The 16,166-nt window shown below is 42.6% G+C and carries 17 protein-coding genes; 13 read left to right on the top strand and 4 right to left on the bottom strand.

The annotated features are described in order from the left end of the window. Window positions 1-140 precede the first annotated feature (140 nt). Window positions 141-959: a 2-succinyl-6-hydroxy-2,4-cyclohexadiene-1-carboxylate synthase gene (menH, locus tag FD723_RS21035; RefSeq protein WP_179067083.1), complete on the top strand. Its 819-nt coding sequence runs from the start codon at window positions 141-143 to the stop codon at window positions 957-959. A gap of 14 nt (window positions 960-973) precedes the next feature. Here menH and FD723_RS21030 read toward each other — a convergent pair whose 3' ends face one another. Beyond that, window positions 974-1,615, bottom strand: coding sequence for a glycoside hydrolase family protein (locus tag FD723_RS21030; protein WP_256874886.1), 642 nt, complete (start codon window positions 1,613-1,615; stop codon window positions 974-976). A 735-nt stretch (window positions 1,616-2,350) separates the two neighbouring features. Here FD723_RS21030 and FD723_RS21025 point away from each other — a divergent pair. The 3 genes from FD723_RS21025 (at window position 2,351) to FD723_RS44175 (ending at window position 3,149) form a co-directional block, all read left to right on the top strand. After that, the gene (locus FD723_RS21025) at window positions 2,351-2,590 is read left to right on the top strand and encodes a hypothetical protein (RefSeq protein ID WP_179067082.1); all 240 of its coding nucleotides are present in this window, start codon (window positions 2,351-2,353) and stop codon (window positions 2,588-2,590) included. Further along, window positions 2,557-2,646 (top strand): hypothetical protein, encoded by a 90-nt coding sequence (locus tag FD723_RS44180; RefSeq protein ID WP_179069220.1) that lies wholly within the window; start codon window positions 2,557-2,559, stop codon window positions 2,644-2,646. Before FD723_RS21025 ends, FD723_RS44180 begins: the two co-directional genes overlap by 34 nt. A 95-nt stretch (window positions 2,647-2,741) precedes the next feature. Continuing rightward, complete coding sequence (locus tag FD723_RS44175) at window positions 2,742-3,149, top strand: M10 family metallopeptidase C-terminal domain-containing protein (protein WP_179069219.1); 408 nt, start codon at window positions 2,742-2,744, stop codon at window positions 3,147-3,149. Window positions 3,150-3,384: 235 nt separating this feature from the next. Here FD723_RS44175 and FD723_RS21010 read toward each other — a convergent pair whose 3' ends face one another. Continuing rightward, the gene (locus FD723_RS21010) at window positions 3,385-4,041 is read right to left on the bottom strand and encodes an NAD(P)H-binding protein (protein ID WP_179067081.1); all 657 of its coding nucleotides are present in this window, start codon (window positions 4,039-4,041) and stop codon (window positions 3,385-3,387) included. 178 nt (window positions 4,042-4,219) lie between these two features. On the opposite strand from FD723_RS21010, the gene FD723_RS21005 reads away from it, so the two are divergent. The 9 genes from FD723_RS21005 to minE all read left to right on the top strand — a co-directional run bounded on the left by FD723_RS21005 (window position 4,220) and on the right by minE (window position 14,807). After that, window positions 4,220-4,894, top strand: a complete 675-nt coding sequence (locus tag FD723_RS21005) for a DUF1997 domain-containing protein (protein WP_179067080.1) — start codon at window positions 4,220-4,222, stop codon at window positions 4,892-4,894. A 328-nt stretch (window positions 4,895-5,222) separates the two neighbouring features. Continuing rightward, window positions 5,223-8,567: an efflux RND transporter permease subunit gene (locus FD723_RS21000; RefSeq protein ID WP_179067079.1), complete on the top strand. Its 3,345-nt coding sequence runs from the start codon at window positions 5,223-5,225 to the stop codon at window positions 8,565-8,567. A gap of 190 nt (window positions 8,568-8,757) precedes the next feature. Beyond that, entirely contained in the window at window positions 8,758-9,195 is a 438-nt protein-coding gene (locus FD723_RS20995; RefSeq protein WP_179067078.1) for a hypothetical protein, read from the top strand. A gap of 247 nt (window positions 9,196-9,442) precedes the next feature. Beyond that, a complete protein-coding gene (locus FD723_RS20990; RefSeq protein ID WP_179067077.1) occupies window positions 9,443-9,940 on the top strand; it encodes a DUF29 domain-containing protein in 498 nt (165 codons plus the stop codon). Between the two features lie 295 nt (window positions 9,941-10,235). Next, complete coding sequence (locus tag FD723_RS20985; protein ID WP_179067076.1) at window positions 10,236-10,898, top strand: hypothetical protein; 663 nt, start codon at window positions 10,236-10,238, stop codon at window positions 10,896-10,898. Window positions 10,899-10,954: 56 nt separating this feature from the next. Continuing rightward, the gene (locus FD723_RS20980) at window positions 10,955-12,277 is read left to right on the top strand and encodes a four-carbon acid sugar kinase family protein (RefSeq protein ID WP_179067075.1); all 1,323 of its coding nucleotides are present in this window, start codon (window positions 10,955-10,957) and stop codon (window positions 12,275-12,277) included. A gap of 156 nt (window positions 12,278-12,433) precedes the next feature. Further along, window positions 12,434-13,501, top strand: a complete 1,068-nt coding sequence (minC, locus tag FD723_RS20975; protein WP_179067074.1) for a septum site-determining protein MinC — start codon at window positions 12,434-12,436, stop codon at window positions 13,499-13,501. A 172-nt stretch (window positions 13,502-13,673) separates the two neighbouring features. Beyond that, a complete protein-coding gene (minD, locus tag FD723_RS20970) occupies window positions 13,674-14,480 on the top strand; it encodes a septum site-determining protein MinD (RefSeq protein WP_179067073.1) in 807 nt (268 codons plus the stop codon). Window positions 14,481-14,516: 36 nt separating this feature from the next. Continuing rightward, window positions 14,517-14,807, top strand: coding sequence for a cell division topological specificity factor MinE (minE, locus tag FD723_RS20965; protein ID WP_012410010.1), 291 nt, complete (start codon window positions 14,517-14,519; stop codon window positions 14,805-14,807). 352 nt (window positions 14,808-15,159) lie between these two features. On the opposite strand, the gene FD723_RS42950 is transcribed toward minE, so the two are convergent. Then, window positions 15,160-15,552 carry a DUF6220 domain-containing protein gene (locus FD723_RS42950; protein WP_256874884.1) on the bottom strand — a complete coding sequence of 131 codons (393 nt, stop codon included), beginning with the start codon at window positions 15,550-15,552 and terminating at the stop codon, window positions 15,160-15,162. A 10-nt stretch (window positions 15,553-15,562) separates the two neighbouring features. Then, entirely contained in the window at window positions 15,563-16,159 is a 597-nt protein-coding gene (locus tag FD723_RS20960; protein WP_256874883.1) for a DJ-1/PfpI family protein, read from the bottom strand. Window positions 16,160-16,166: the final 7 nt, after the last annotated feature.

Raw genomic sequence — 16,166 nt, 5'->3', positions numbered from 1 at the left:
ACTAGAAAATTAATGTGAAATACATTCCCAAAATTCATGATGCACTAACAGCGATACATCAAAATTGAATAAGTGCATCGTGATATTTACCCCTTTCATCAGAAAATATGCTATGCAACAACGATAGTTTTTCGCTAGCTATGGTCAGAGAAAATTATCAATTTTACTATTCTTTAATTAGCAACCCAGACAAACCACTCATTCTTTTTCTGCACGGCTTCATGGGTAACATAGATGAATTTGATGAAGCCATAAAATTACTATCTAATGAATTTTCTTATTTAACCCTTGACCTCCCTGGACATGGTAAAACCCAACTTTTTGGCGAGGAGGAATACTATACAATGCCAAATACCGCTCATGCTTTAATTAACTTATTAGATGAGTTAAAAATTGCCAAATGCTTTTTAGTTGGTTATTCAATGGGTGGAAGATTAGCTTTGTACCTTGCCTTGCATTTTCCCGAACGTTTTCATAAAGTTGTCTTAGAGTCAGCTTCCCCAGGTTTACCAACAGAAGCAGAACGATTAGAACGCATTAAGCTTGATCAGCAAATAGCGAAAAAATTAACAATAAGCCTTAAAAAAAGGGATCTTGCAGCTTTTCTATCAAAATGGTACGATCAGCCGATTTTTGGTTACATAAAAAATCATCCAAAATACGATCGCATGATAGAAAGTCGGTTGCAGAATAATCCACAGGAATTAGCTAAATCACTATGTTTTATGGGTACTGGATGCCAACCTTCTTTATGGGAAAATCTAAAAAATAATAAAATTCCCATACTTTTATTAACTGGTGAATATGATAAAAAATTTATATCTATTAATACAGAAATGGCTAAACTATGTAAATTAGCCCAGATAAAAATAATTAGTAGTACTGGGCATAATATTCACTTTGAAAATCCTCTAGTCTTTGTGGAAAATGTCAAAAGTTTTTTGTCCAGAGTAAGTTAAAAATTACAATAATTTCACTGCTTCTTTACTGCTTTGCTAGAAGTAGTTGGAGATGGTGTCAAATTTGGGGGAGTTGGTTGCTTTACTGCCGTTAATTCCTCTTGCAACATTTTCTGATAAACCTTAGGCAAAGAACTACTAACAGAATTAGTTTCTAACCCATATCCCAGACTTGTCCAAGTGGGAGATAGTCGCCGCAAAACATCATTTAACTTTCCCTGGCGCAATAGTTGAGAAATATCAACTCCCCAAACTTTAGAATCACTTAACCAACGGTAAACTACTACATCTTGATATTCCGCTTCAAAACTATAAGCAGTCCAAAACATCATCTGCATTGGTTTTGGGTGATAACGGGGGGCTAAACGATACCAAGTAACGTTGATAATTTGATATCTGCCAGCAGCAGTAGAACAATTACCTGTGTTGGGGCCTGTGACAATTGTGACGCATATCTCAGGATGTCGGCTGAGGTCGTTGACTTGCTGTCCACCGTATAACAGCGAATAGGGACGGTTCCCACTAGCCTCACTCGCCGAGATGGTTCGCATTAAGGCGCGGATATAGGGGTCGCCCTGTTTCATGACCAAAGGCGGCTGTTTATTTTCAAAGATGGGATCGGAAGGCGATCGCAAGTCTCCAATATACCATTGCAACAAATATACAAAGCCGAGAAGCGCGGCTATTGGGCCAATAAGTTTTTCAACACCTTTGAATTCAAAGCCTTTCAGAGTGTGACTCCTTCAAATTCGCTCTCTTTACTAACAAAAATCATCGACGAACTCATTCTGACAAAGTTCACACCTGATTGTTAGTTATTATTCCCGATTTGCTCCTGCTTTTTAGGAATTAAGAAAAAAGCTCATAAATAAGTATAGCAAGCGAGATACTCTCAAAATTTCCGACTAAGTATAAGCTCAATCGCTTCTTGTAGTACCCTACTTCCGGTAAGAAATCGCTTCCTTGCTTAAATCGTGTGATTTTCGAGTCGCACTCCCAAAACTTTTACCTGTATATACTTCAACATAAATTTATAAAAATTTAGGTAATCACGTCATAGTCGCGCTTAAGCACAAATTGTCATGATGTATTTAGTAACTACTTGGCAAATTTAATTTTACACACACCTGACTGAATAAAGTTTAGAGTCAAACCTTATAGCTAGTTTAATTTGCATGAGTAATTATGATTGATTATTTACTCAGCTTTATTCTAGCTAAATTACCAGATATCAGCAAAAAACTTATCTCTGCACCACTATTCCTTTGAAATAATCATGGGAAAGTATTTCTGTGTAATTTTATAGCTAATAACGGTATTTTCATGGTGTTTGATACTAATTAAATATTGAGAATTGATTGTCATGGCTTAATCTTTTTAACCAATTAAGTATGTTTGAAACTTCAGAAAATCACATTGATTCTTCTTTGCAAAACTTGGGCAATTCCTTACAATATTTAAATAATTCGGTAAATTTATTACCAGCAGATTTGACAGGCTTAAATTCCCAGAGACTTTTAACATTAGCAGGTGAGACGCTAATCAACGCATGGCAAAACCAAACTAACCCAACTCAAGCAGTGGAAATGGTGATGACATCATCCGAGGTGGAGATGGCGATGATGTTCTAGATGGAGGCTTTGGGTTTGACTTTCTAGATGGTGGTAATAGACCTGTCGGGAAATAGCGAGAAAAATCGCTGAAAACCTTGCGACACAGGAACTATAGGTATTTATGGTAAAGTTGCTTGGAAGCCTTATAGATTAAGGCTTCCAAGGATTTATTGCTTTATTTCCCGACAGATCTAATGGTAAAGATACAGTAAGCTATGACTTCTACAATGAAGGAATTACCCTAAATCTTCGTACTGGAATTGTAAGTTTTCCTGGCAACTCTACCCTGACTGAGACTGTAATAAGCATTGAAACAGTAATTGGTAGTCGTGGAAACGATATTCTTACTGGCGACAGCTTTAATAACAGCCTCAATGGCAACAGTGGTAACGACGTTTTAGATGCCTATGGTTCTGGTCTTCTTGAGCGAGATGATTTGCTGGGTGGTTTAGGAAGCGATCGCTTTATTCTTGGTGATGCCAACAATACTTATTATGCTCTAAGCGGAAGCTCTGATCTGGCTGCGATCGCTGATTTTCGACTTGGTGAAGACACGATTATCAAACTTTGGGCCTAATTTAGCCATTAATCTATACGGTCGCATCTCTATTATTAGAGATATGTGATCGCCTTTATATTGTGATGAGTGTAGGGGTTTAGCGTTGCTAAACCATTTTGAGTGTGGGATGGAGGGATCGCTTTAGGGAGTGGAATCAAGGGATGGTCAATTTAGATAAGCTAATTGACAATCCCTTTTCTAGAAAAGATGTGAGCCGCTCATTTTGGGGATGGGAATAGAATTCCGTGGAATATCAGCACTGTTGAAATAGCTCCTTAAAGCTTTTTGAGGCTGCTTCCGGTTTGGCAACAATTTCGACAATTTTATTACGTGCATCTGCTTCAAACAGTGCCTCAATAGCAACTTTGGCGACTTTCTGTCTGGGGATACTACCGTCAAACAGTGTATCTGCGCTCTGCATTACGATCTGGTCGGAGTTATCTTCATTCTTCAACCCACCAGGTCGCACAATTGTATAAGTAAGACCACTTTTCTGGATATACTCTTCGGCTTGTTTTTTCCATAACAAAATCAGCCAAAACAAGTTCAGTGGATGGAAAAGCTGGGAAGTACACAAAGAAGAAACTAAGACAAAATGCTCAATTCCCTTTGTTTTTGCAGCATCTACTAAATTTTTAGTCCCTTCAAAGTCTACTTTATAGGGGCCAGTGGGGTCAAAGCTTGGTTTTGCTCCAGTGGCAACTAACAAAACTGTGCTATCTCCCAATGCAGCAGTTAAGCTTTCTGGTTGTAACACGTCACCTACTATCAATTCGGCTTCAGGAGACAGAATACCCCTAGCTTTTTCTATATCCCGCACTAGAGCGATGACGGGAATGTTCCGGGCGATCAATTCTTGCACAATCCGGCGACCTGTTTCACCTGTTGCCCCTGCTACAAATGCTTTCATGAGAAATGCTATCCTGGGAAACTATTGTGTGCTTGTTCAGTTCTTTATTTTAGTAATTCTATGGAGTTGATGGTAGATTAATGAGGTTTCGGTCAAAATTGGATCTGAATGCGAAATGACCCAGGTGTGTGGGGAATTATTAATATAGACCAACGCCAAAATATACAGTAATGCATTTATGCTTTCAAGAAAAGGCGAATATAAATCCTGGGAAATAACAGAAGCAGTTTTACCTGTAGTGTCCACCCCAGAAGAAACCAAGGACACTTTAACAGAAACAAATGTAGCGACGCTCACAAAATTTTACGGTCGTTATCAAGATTGTATGGAAATGGCTGCCCCAGTCGAGAAGGTTGCTGAGTATCTCAACGCCCACTCTTCATGGTTTTCGCGCTGCGCTGAACCCATGAAGGTACAATCACTTGGGGAAAATGGCTATGCTTTAGTGATTGGTCGTTTTGGTTCTTTTGGTTATGAAGTAGAACCGAAAATTGGTTTGGAATTGCTGCCTCCTGAGGAGGGTATTTACCGCATCCGTACAATCCCTATTCCTGACTACCAACCACCTGGCTATGACGTAGACTATCGGGCATCTCTACAGTTAGTTAAAACCGATGTTCCTACTAGTATTGGTGAGGTTACAAGGGTTGAATGGGAATTAGATTTGATAGTTTATCTTCACTTTCCCCGGTTTATTCAGCGATTACCCAAGTCTATAGTTCAATCTACAGGCGATCGCTTACTGAATCAAATCGTCCGTCAAGTCTCCCGTCGTTTAACTCGCAAAGTTCAGCAAGATTTTCATAAATCTTTAGAAATACCCTTTGCTGCCAATTCCAAGCAAAAGCGGTGAAGGGAAGGGGGCAGGAGGCAGGGAGCAGGGAGCAGGAGTTATATCTCTTTCATCTCCATCACTCAGTACTCAGCACTCTTTTGGCAGAGTTGATCTCAAGCAACTATGTGTGACTCCTGATATCATCTTCGGTAAATTATCTTTCATTCCTAAAGAACCCCAAAGAGTTAAAGAATAGCTTTAACTCCTTGGGGTTCTGTGTATTATACCAATACTACAATTACCAATTTTGTGCGATCGCCAACACTAAACCTTAATAAATTCTTATATTAATAAAAAGCTACTACCTTACTAACCAGTCTTAAACTTTTCCTTTATTCCTTGATTTATGTTTGTCAATACCTTCATCAGACGTCCAGTACTGACGACGGTCTGCACGTTTATCATTTTGCTGCTGGGAAGCATCTGTATTCCGATTCTTCCCATTTCTCAGCTACCAGACCTCGCTCCGGTGCAAATCACCGTTAGTTCTAACAATACTGGTGCAGATGCTCAAACAACAGAAAGTACCGTCACCAACATCATTGAGCGACAAATTAATGGTGTTAAAGATGTATCCTATATATCTTCTAATACGGGTAATGATGGTTCCAGCAATATCACTGTCTCCTTCCCGACTAATGTCAATAGCGATATTGCTCAAGTAAACGTTCAAAATAAAGAAGGGCTTGCTTCACCTCAATTGCCAAATGTTGTTCAACAAACAGGTGTCACCGTTGAAACAGCATCAAGCAGTCTCCTTCTGGTCTACGGGTTTTACTCAGAGAATAATGAGTATGACAACCTTTTTATCAGTAACTATGTCGATCTGTATATTCTCGATCAGATCAAACGGCTTCCTGGTGTAGGAAAAGCCACAATTTTTGGAGAACGCAAATATGCCATGCGCCTTTGGCTCGATCCCAACAAGCTTGCCCAACATCAACTAACTCCCCAAGATGTTACAACTGCTCTGCAAGAACAAAATATTCAGGTGGGTGCAGGGGCAATTGGTAAGGAACCAGCACCAGATAATCAAAGTTTTGAATTTGCTTTACGGGCAACCAGCCGATTTAAAGATGCGGCTGAATTTGAGGATATGGTACTGAAGGTAAGTCAAAGTGGCACTAATGGGACTACTAATAACACCACTAATAGTACTAATAGTACCAGCACTCCTAATAGCACCCTAGTTAAGGTCAGAGATGTCGGTCGAGTTGAACTGGGAGCAGAGAGCTATCTTGCTGATGCCAAATTCACCATCCCAGGAAGTACTCCCAAGCCAGCTGTAGGTTTGGGGATATATCAACTTCCCGGCAGTAATGCCCTAAAAGTTGCCCATGCTGTTGAAAACCAGATCAAAATACTAGAGAAGAGTTTTCCACCTGGACTAAAAGGACAGGTGGCATTTGATACCACTCCATTTGTAGAAATTTCTTTAGAAGAAGTTCTACAAACTCTGGTTGAAGCGATTATCCTGGTGGTCTTGGTAATTTTTGTCTTTTTGCAAGACTGGCGTACCACGATCATTCCCACTGTGGCGATCCCCGTTTCCCTGGTTGGGACGTGTGCGGCTCTTTTGGTTCTAGGATTTCAGATTAATACACTGACCTTATTTGGTTTCGTCCTCGCGATCGGTCTGGTTGTGGATGATGCGATTATTGTGGTGGAGGCAGTTGCAGTCAAACTGGAGAAGGGCTTGAAGCCCTTGGAGGCTGCGATGGAAGCCATGAAAGAGTTGACTGGGGCAGTCATTGCCACCTCACTTGTACTCATGGCAGTATTCATTCCAGTTACATTTATTCCGGGCACAACTGGGATTGTCTACAAACAATTTGGGTTAACTGTTGCTTGCTCTATTGCCATTTCGACCTTCAATGCTTTAACTTTCTCTCCGAGTATGGCAGCCATCCTCATGCGCCCGGCTCAGACTCAACGCGGCCCTTTGGGATGGTTTTTTACCCTGTTTAATCGGGGATTTAGTTGGTTTACGCGCCGCTATGTCGGGTTTGTTAGCTACCTTACCCATGTCAAGCCAATTGTAATTGGGGTTTTTATCACTGGTTTAGTAGCAACGGTTTTGATGTACAAAGCAGTACCGACTGGATTTATTCCAGAGGAAGATCAGGGTTACTTCTTTGTAGTTGTCCAGGGGCCTGATGGGGTTTCTCTAAAATACACCGAATCTGTTATGGATCGGGTTGTCAAGGAAGTAACATCGCTTCCCGAAGTTCAAGCTAGTTTTATGATCAGTGGTTTTGGTTTCGATGGCAATGCTTCTAATTTAGGCATTGCCTTTGCTAATCTGAAACCCTGGAAAGAGAGACCTAAAGAATCTGAGTCTGTCTATGGAATACTTCAGAGGATGAACAAAAAGCTCTCTGCAATTACAGATGCTAGAGCGATCGCTGTGAATGCTCCTCCGGTTAGAGGGTTAAGTACTACGGGTGGTTTCGAGTTTATCATTCAAGATAAAACCGGAAGTGCGCCGATTCAAACTCTGCTTGATACTGCTCAAAAGTTCATTGGGGCAGCAAATAAAAACCCTGCTTTACAACGAGTCTTCACTCAGTTCACCGCAGATACTCCCCAATTTGACATCCAAGTGAACCGCAACCAAGCCAAAGCTCTCAATGTCCAACTCAACGCCATATTTGGGGCACTGCAAAGTTATTTGGGATCGCAATATGTGAATGACTTTGTGCAGGGACAGCGACAGTATCGAGTATATGTCCAAGCAGATGGGGTTTTCCGCTCTAATCCAGAGGATATTGGCAAGCTGTATGTTCGCTCTGCAACTGGGGCGATGATTCCGTTAAGCAATCTGGTGAAAATTACTCCCTTTGTGGGGCCAAAAACCATTTCCCATTACAACTTGTACAGGTCAATCAAGGTACAGGGCGCTCCTGCTCCCGGTGCTAGTTCTGGACAGGCGATTCAAGCGATGGAGAAACTAGCAGCAGAGGTCTTACCTCAAGGGTTTGGTTATGAGTGGACAGGGACTTATCTCCAGGAAAAGACATCTGGGGGATCTACTGGCTTGATTTTCGCCTTCGCCTTCGTTATTGTCTTTCTGGTGCTAGCGGCTCAGTATGAAAGCTACGTTGACCCGATCATTATTTTGCTGACAGTTCCTTTGGCAGTCTTGGGAGCGATGACAGCGATTTGGTTACGTTCCAATATTTTCATGGCAGGTAGCCTCTTTCCAAAGGTAGTAGATGATATCTATTGCCAGGTAGGTCTGGTAACTTTGATTGGTCTAGCCGCCAAGAACGCGATTTTAGTCGTGGAATTTGCCAATCAACTGCATGAGCAGGGCATGAGCTACACAAGGGCAGCAGTGAAAGCGGGGGAAGAACGTCTGCGACCGATTTTAATGACTTCCTTTGCAGCGCTGTTAGGATTTTTACCCTTGGTGATTTCTCAAGGGGCCGGAGCCAGCAGCCGTTGGTCTTTAGGAACAGCGCTCTTTGGGGGGCTGATGCTTTCGACGTTCTTGAGTTTGTTCTTAGTGCCAATTCTGTATATTTTGGTTAAGAGCTTGGCTCAGGCTATATTTTCTCGGAAGCGATCGGGAGGCTCAAACCCTCCAGGTTCTCCAAATGGAGCTTCGGGATCGAGACATGAAGCTCTACCCGCAAGCTCAAGTCAAACAGAAGCACAACTCAGGTCTCAGCAAGATGGGATAACCTAACTTTTAGTAGTGAGTAGTGGGTAGTGAGTTATGGAGATGAAGGAGAAATAACTCTTGCCCCCTGCCCCTACTCCCTGCCCCCTGGCTTGTATCCATAAGACCCTCTAACTCTGATACCATTTTCTGTAATTTCCTGCTTGCTAAAAGAATTAGTCGAATAGAATTAAGTACTTAGATAAGGAAGAGTGAAATGGGACTTAGCGACGGACTTTTGAATCCGACCAAAAAGGCTATGGTCATAGAGGACTGTTGCAACATGATTGAAGGACAGCTTGCATCCAAGTCAGGCATGAGCGGCATCGCTTTGAAAACTGCCTTTGCTGCTTTAAAGGGGATTAAACCAGGGTACATCCCCTATGTAGTTGAGCAGATATTGCCGCAATGCTTTACAGCACTTGATCCTATCTGGAGTAAAGGCATAGAGAAAGGCGACCCAATTGAATATCTGAGTGTGAATCGCTCTGATACGGCAGACGCGCTACTGGGTGTCACCGATGCAAGAGTCAAGAGCGCAAAGCGCCCAATCGTGCGAGGAACCTATGAAAAACTTCGCGGTTCCGCCAAAAAGCACGTAGAAGAAGCAGTACCAGATTTAGCCAAATTAATCAGTAATTATACTAAATTCTGAGCCAAAGAAGTAGAGACGCGATTAATCGCGTCTTTTAGAAACGAGCTTCGTTGATGAATTGACTGCGATCGCATACCGTCTCCTCCAGAGAATCGCCTTTTCCATTGACTCGCTCAATTAGGGGCTTCCAGATGGTGCATAGGAAATGTTAGCTTTGCCTGATGGACAATTGCGAGTCACACTGAGTTGGCATTTACCCTAAGTCGATCTGGCTAAATTAAAAAAATAGTAGGAGTTCGGCTAGTCTATGGTAAAACCAATAATCCAATCAGCAACTCAAACTTTATACTACGAAGATTATTACCTCTGGCTGAGGACAACTATAAACCAACTTCGTGCTGGACAGTTTTCTACTGTTGATTTAGATAATTTGTTAGAAGAATTAGAAACGATGGGTAGAAGAGAGAAGCGAACAATTGAAAGTTTATTAATTAAGCTTCTTGAACATCTACTAAAACTCAAGTGTTGGGATGAAGAACGAGAACGTAATCAAGGACATTGGAAAGGAGAAATCAGGACTTTTCGCAGAGAGATTAAAAAAGCCCTTAAAGATAGTCCTAGCTTAAAATCTTACATTTTAGAAATATTTGACGAATGTTATCAAGATGCAAGGACAGAAGCTAGCGATCGCTCTCAACTTGCCATTGACATATTTCCTCTTATACCCATTGCTTCTTTAGAACAAATCTTAGATGAAAACTGGTTTCCTGAATATAACCACAATCATCACGATGAAGAGTGCTGATTCAGGAGTGCTGAGTTCTGAGTGCGATTATTACTTTTTTTACTCAGCACTGTTTCGGTGATGAGTGTTAGACCGCCCAGAAGGGGCGGGGTATCAACCAACTCCATAGAAAAAATTCCACGCCACTTGCGGGCAGGGCAAAAACCCAAGTGCGAAAGTACCGAGTACTCCTCTTCTTACTTCAACACTCAGAACTCAGCACGGGTTAAACGCCCCGCTACCGCTAACAGCACTGAGTATGGTAAACCCGATTAAAATGAATACGCAACTAGGGTTTCCATAGGAGTATGCAGCCGTGCAGCCGGACTTAATAGGCTTGGAAATTAGTAAGGGAGAACTGAGACGTTTAACTGGGTTCGATCCAGAAGACGTTTTTAGACCTTCTGTTCTGCGAGATAGCAAAAAGCGATTAGGGTTTTTGCTCAATGAAATGTTGGTGACGCTGGCGCTAACGCCAATAATTGTTGGTTTTATTTACGCGTTTATTATTTTGCCAACAATTGGTTCTTCAATTAAATTCGGAATTCTTTTACTAATTTTAGTGCCAATGCCGATATTAGTGGGGCGATGGCTGTGGCGACAATTAACCTGTCCTGAAGGACTGACAATACTTTTAGATGAAGTTGATAAATATCATGACCTGGTTGCTGCTATAGATATTAATGACCAATTGGCAGCATCAGGAAACGTCGAAAGCAGCATCCATGACCGAGATAAAGTCACCGCCGCCTTGCAACTAATTAGAGAAGATTTAGTCCGCGCTTTGAAAACGGAACGAATTTTGCGAGATAATAAAAAATTGCTTGCTAATAATCAAGAATTATTTGTGAATAATTTAGCCAGTCTGCAAGCTTTGCAAGTTAGTAGTCAAGCAGGCGAATATGCTCAACTGCTAAATCAATCATTGCAAATTGCGATCGATGTGCAAGCAGAAATCAGAAAATTGCAGAAAGGCTGAGTAGAGATTATCTCTGTAGATGAATTTCCGAGAAAACAATCGCCCCGTTGACTTAAATGAGCAACAAACCCAAAATAATTGTCCTGGATGATGACCCTACAGGTTCTCAAACAGTCCATAGCTGCTTGCTGCTAATGCACTGGGATGTGGACACTTTACGTAGCGGGTTGCAGGATGATTCGCCGATTTTCTTTGTGCTGACTAATACTAGATCGCTAACGCCAGAGTCAGCTACATCTGTCACCAAAGAAGTCTGCCAGAACCTAAAAATCGCTTTGAATGCTGAAGGAATTGACGATTTTCTCATTGTCAGCCGTTCTGATTCTACTTTGCGGGGACATTACCCGATTGAAACTGATGCGATCGCCCAAGAACTCGGCCCTTTTGATGCTCATTTTCTCGTACCAGCATTTTTTGAGGGGGGACGCATCACCCGTGATAGCGTGCATTACCTAATTATCGGCGGTGTCCCCACCCCAGTCCATGAAACTGAGTTTGCCCGTGATTCAGTCTTCAGCTACCATCACAGTTACTTACCCAAGTATGTTGAAGAAAAGACTCAAGGACGAATTCGTGCCGAAGCTGTAGAAAGGTTTCTCCTAGCTGATATTCGCGCTGGTAGTTTGTCACGATTGTTACAAATTCATGGTAATCAGTGCGCTGTCGTCGATGGTGAAACTCAAGCCGATCTCAATCGCTTTGCAGTAGATATATTAGCAGCCGCCAGTCAAGGTAAACGCTTTTTATTTCGCAGTGCAGCCAGTATTTTAACGGCTTTAGCTGCTTTACCACCCCAACCCATTGCCGCCGAAAACATGGCGCAGTACGTGCGCCAAGGCAAACCGGGTGCGGTGATTGTTGGTTCCCATGTGAAAAAGACTACTCAGCAATTAGAGGCGCTGTTACAAGTAGAAGGAACGGTGGGAATCGAAGTCAATGTAGCGCGATTACTTGATGATGCCAATCAATCTACGGCATTGCTAACTGAAATTCAAGAAAGTACACGGTTAGCACACGAAGCTGGCAAAACACCAGTGGTTTATACTAGCCGTCAAGAACTAAATTTTAAAGATGTCAAGACACGATTGGAGTTTGGAGAAAAAGTTTCAGGTCTATTGATGGATATTGTGCGCGGTTTACCATCTGATATAGGATTCTTAATCAGCAAAGGTGGTATTACTTCAAACGATGTCTTGAGTACTGGACTAGCTTTAACTTCAGCCCGTTTACTCGGTCAAATTTTAGCTGGTTGTTCAATGGTGTTAACGTCATCCGATCATCCCCAATTTCCTGATTTACCTGTGGTGCTTTTTCCAGGTAATGTCGGTGATGCTGAGGCGTTGGCGACAGTTTATCAGAGATTGACCTTGCCAATTTGAGATTTGAGATTTTAGATTAAATAATCTTTTGGTTCACACCAGACTAATATCTTGCTACGCAATACAAATCCAAAATCCAAGTTGCGCTGGAAGCGCACCAAAGGTGCGACCCAAAATTTAAAATCTGTGTATCCTTTGTCTTTTGGCTAGTACTCCATGACTTCTGATTCTGCGATTCCCAATCTCAAGTCAAATTCTGCACTTCCTAATGCAGAAGCAAACTCTATCCTTTCTGAGGCAGAGAGAAATCCTACTGTTTCTGATGTAGAGTCAGATTCTATCCTCCCGGATGCTGAGTTAAAATCTGTCCTCCTTTATTTAAAATCAAATACTGTACCTGGGGATATAGAGTCAAATCCTTCTCAACCAGATGTAGAGTCAAATCCCTCTCAACCAGATGTAGAGTCAAATCCTGATGCGGCATCAGATTTTATTCTTACTGATTTAAATCCCAATGAGTTAGCATTACCAGGGCATCGCGTAAATGATAATACTCAAGTCCAGTTAAAGAGTAAGGAGGGACGACTGTTATTAATTTTGCCTCCAGAATCTCAAGCATCTGCCTCAGAACTCACTTGGTCTGATATCTGGCAACAAATCAGGCAACGTCTGAGTGCAGGCGATCGCTTCCGTATATCTAATACACCTGTGCATCTAATGGCACAAGACCGTTTAGTAGATGCCAGACAACTCCAAGAACTTGCCGAAGCTTTAAGTGAAGTCCAACTGCGACTCATATCTGTCTCGACGAGTCGTCGGCAAACTGCGATCGCTGCTGTCACATCTGGGTATTCTGTAGAACAATTACAACCCGTAACTTCCCTGAGTTCCGAACCAGCGGCTACAGCCATCCCCCAAGAAGATGCCCTCTACTTGGAAATGACAGTCCGCTCTGGAGTAGAAATTCGTCATCCTGGGACAGTAATTCTCTTGGGAGATTTAAACCCAGGTGGTATTGTAATTGCAGATGGAGATATTATTATCTGGGGTCGCCTACGTGGAATTGCTCATGCTGGGGCTGGAGGCAATCGTGAGTGTCTGATTATGGCCTTGCAAATGGAACCAACCCAACTGCGGATTGCAGATGCCGTAGCAAGGGCACCAGAAAAACCACCAATGCAGTTTTCTCCAGAGGTGGCACATATTACGCCGCAAGGAATTCGCATCGCTAGGGCTACTGATTTTTCCCGAAACCAATTCACCAAGAGCAATCAAGAGCCATAAATATTTACTTAAAGAATGAAGTATATAAGTAAGGATGAAATAAAACAAATATTCATGCCTCGCCCTCATCAGGGAGAACAGATATTTCTTCATACTTGATACGATACTTCATACTTTATACTGCAATTTACTGTTTTATATTTCCTGAACCCTCATTGACCGCATTTCTATCATGACTCGCATTATTGTGATTACCTCCGGTAAAGGAGGAGTGGGTAAAACCACAGTTTCAGCAAATTTGGGCATGGCTTTAGCCAAAATGGGGCGTCAAGTTGCCTTGGTTGATGCAGATTTTGGTCTGAGAAATTTGGATTTGCTGCTAGGGCTGGAAAACCGCATCGTTTATACTGCGGTGGAAGTCTTAGCCAGAGAGTGCCGCCTAGAACAAGCCTTGGTGAAAGATAAGCGCCAACCCAATCTCGTACTCCTGCCGGCAGCCCAAAATCGCTCGAAAGATGCAGTCACACCTGAACAGATGAAGTTATTGGTGAATGCACTAGCACAAAAATATCAGTATGTAATTATTGATAGCCCTGCCGGGATTGAAAATGGGTTTAAAAATGCGATCGGCCCGGCCAAAGAAGCGCTAGTTGTCAGCACACCAGAAATTTCTTCAGTTCGTGATGCCGATCGGGTAGTGGGGTTACTAGAAGCACAAGGTATCAAGCGTGTTCATTTAATAATTAACCGCATCAGACCCGCAATGGTGCAGGCAAATGATATGATGTCAGTGCAAGATGTTCAGGAACTTCTCGCCATTCCCCTGATCGGGGTAATCCCTGACGACGAGCGTGTTATTGTATCTACCAATCGCGGCGAACCCTTAGTTTTAGCGGAAAATCCCTCTTTAGCTGCCACAGCCTTTGAGAACATTGCTCGTAGATTAGAAGGGGAAAGTGTCGAATTTCTGGAGATTGACCCATCCCAAGACAGCATCTTCGCCCGTCTACGAAGGTTGTTGTGGACAAAGATTGTTTAACTTCCTTTTCTAGTCTCCGCCCCAGACCTATTCGTAATGATTGAACTTCTAGAAAAACTTTTTTCTCGCGGCCCCGATAGCAGTCGAACTCAAGTTAAACGTCGCCTGCAATTGGTGATTGCTCACGATCGCGCTGACTTAGATCCTCAAACGTTGGAAAAAATGCGAAAAGAAATCCTAGATGTCGTCTGTCGCTATGTCGAAATTGAGACAGAGGGCTTGGAGTTCTCCTTAGAAAGCAACCAACGAACCACAGCTTTAATTGCCAATTTACCCATCCGTCGGGTGAAAGGTGCCATACCTGAGTGGGAAAGAGGTGATAAATAAATCTTTATAGTTTTAATCGAGATTCGATAATTTTTATTGGAGTTTATAGTTAAGTTTCTGCAAGATTATCTATTCAACGGCGTTCTCGTAGTAATTGTGGTGACAGAACGGCTTAGTCACCACGATTGCTCATTTGACCCCTTTATCCTGAAGTAGTTTTTACAACAAAGTCATCCTTTCTACCCCTCAAATTTACTCAGTCTGATAGTGGGTAGGTAATAACGTGCGCGCTAAGTAAGTCGGCGTAAATAATTATTGTTGGGATAAGGCAGGGGGCAGGGGGCAGGGAGCAGGGAGCAGGGTGAGAAAGGGTTTGAGCCTTGTTTACTTTTCTTCACACAGTTTGGTTTTATTATGCCGACTTACTTACACGATGGACAAGGCTTGAAGAAACATAGAGCAACATGAATCCAATCAGAGGATGGAGAATCTCTAGGTGGAGCGGACTCTTGAGATGAATGCTGGCAAATTGAAGTCCAAGCAGGACAGGTAAGCTAACGGACAGAAATCGGATTCTGTCTGAGAATGGGGCGATGAACGACCCTCCCAGTAATAGAAAGGATAGTCCACTGTACCCTCGCACCAGCCAAACATGAATAGTCCACCAGGTAGGATCGTTGAAGTAGGCAACCCCAACCGTTAATAACTGAGCAATCAAGCAGAGGTTAAAGACAATTGAAGTCGTATAAAAACCGATTTGTATCCAACGTGTGGGAACACGCTTAATTTCTAAATTTGTGGTCATATCAGACTGCCTATTTTACCTCTAAAGCAAATGTCGCCGCAGCATATGACATCGCTTTGTTGACTAATTCAGCCCCCGCTTTTTCGGGTGAACCGACATCGAATGGAGGGGCTGGATCGTACTCCATTAATAGTTGAGCGATCTTGGCAGCTTCCTCACCACAAAGCACTTCAGCAATCGTTAGACCAAAATCAATGCCTGCCGTAACCCCCCCACCAGTCATACGATTTCGGTCAATCACAACTCGCTCCGTTCCGACCTCAACGCCCAACCTTGCGAGTTGTTCACGTGCCATCCAGTGAGTAGCCGCTCGATAGCCTTGTAGCAGTCCTGCCTTCGCTAAAAACTCAGACCCCCCGCACACAGAGGTGATGAACTTTGCTGTGCCTCCCTGTTTCTGGAAAAACTCAAGCACTTCTGGATCATCTACAACTGCACTCTGTCCTAAACCCCCACCGACACAGATCACGTCCAAGGACGGGCAATTCTCAAAGGTGGTATCAGGCAAAATCATCATTCCGTCATCGGTTTTGATCGGGTCTAACGCTTTCCAGATGCGGTGGATGTGGACACCAGGAAGTGAACTAAAAACTGTCTGGGGTCCCACAATATCA

The organism is Nostoc sp. C052 (assembly GCF_013393905.1).
Taxonomy (GTDB): Bacteria; Cyanobacteriota; Cyanobacteriia; order Cyanobacteriales; family Nostocaceae; genus Nostoc.
Note: the sequence above shows the minus strand (reverse complement) of the source record. Positions and strands in the feature narration are given on the sequence as shown.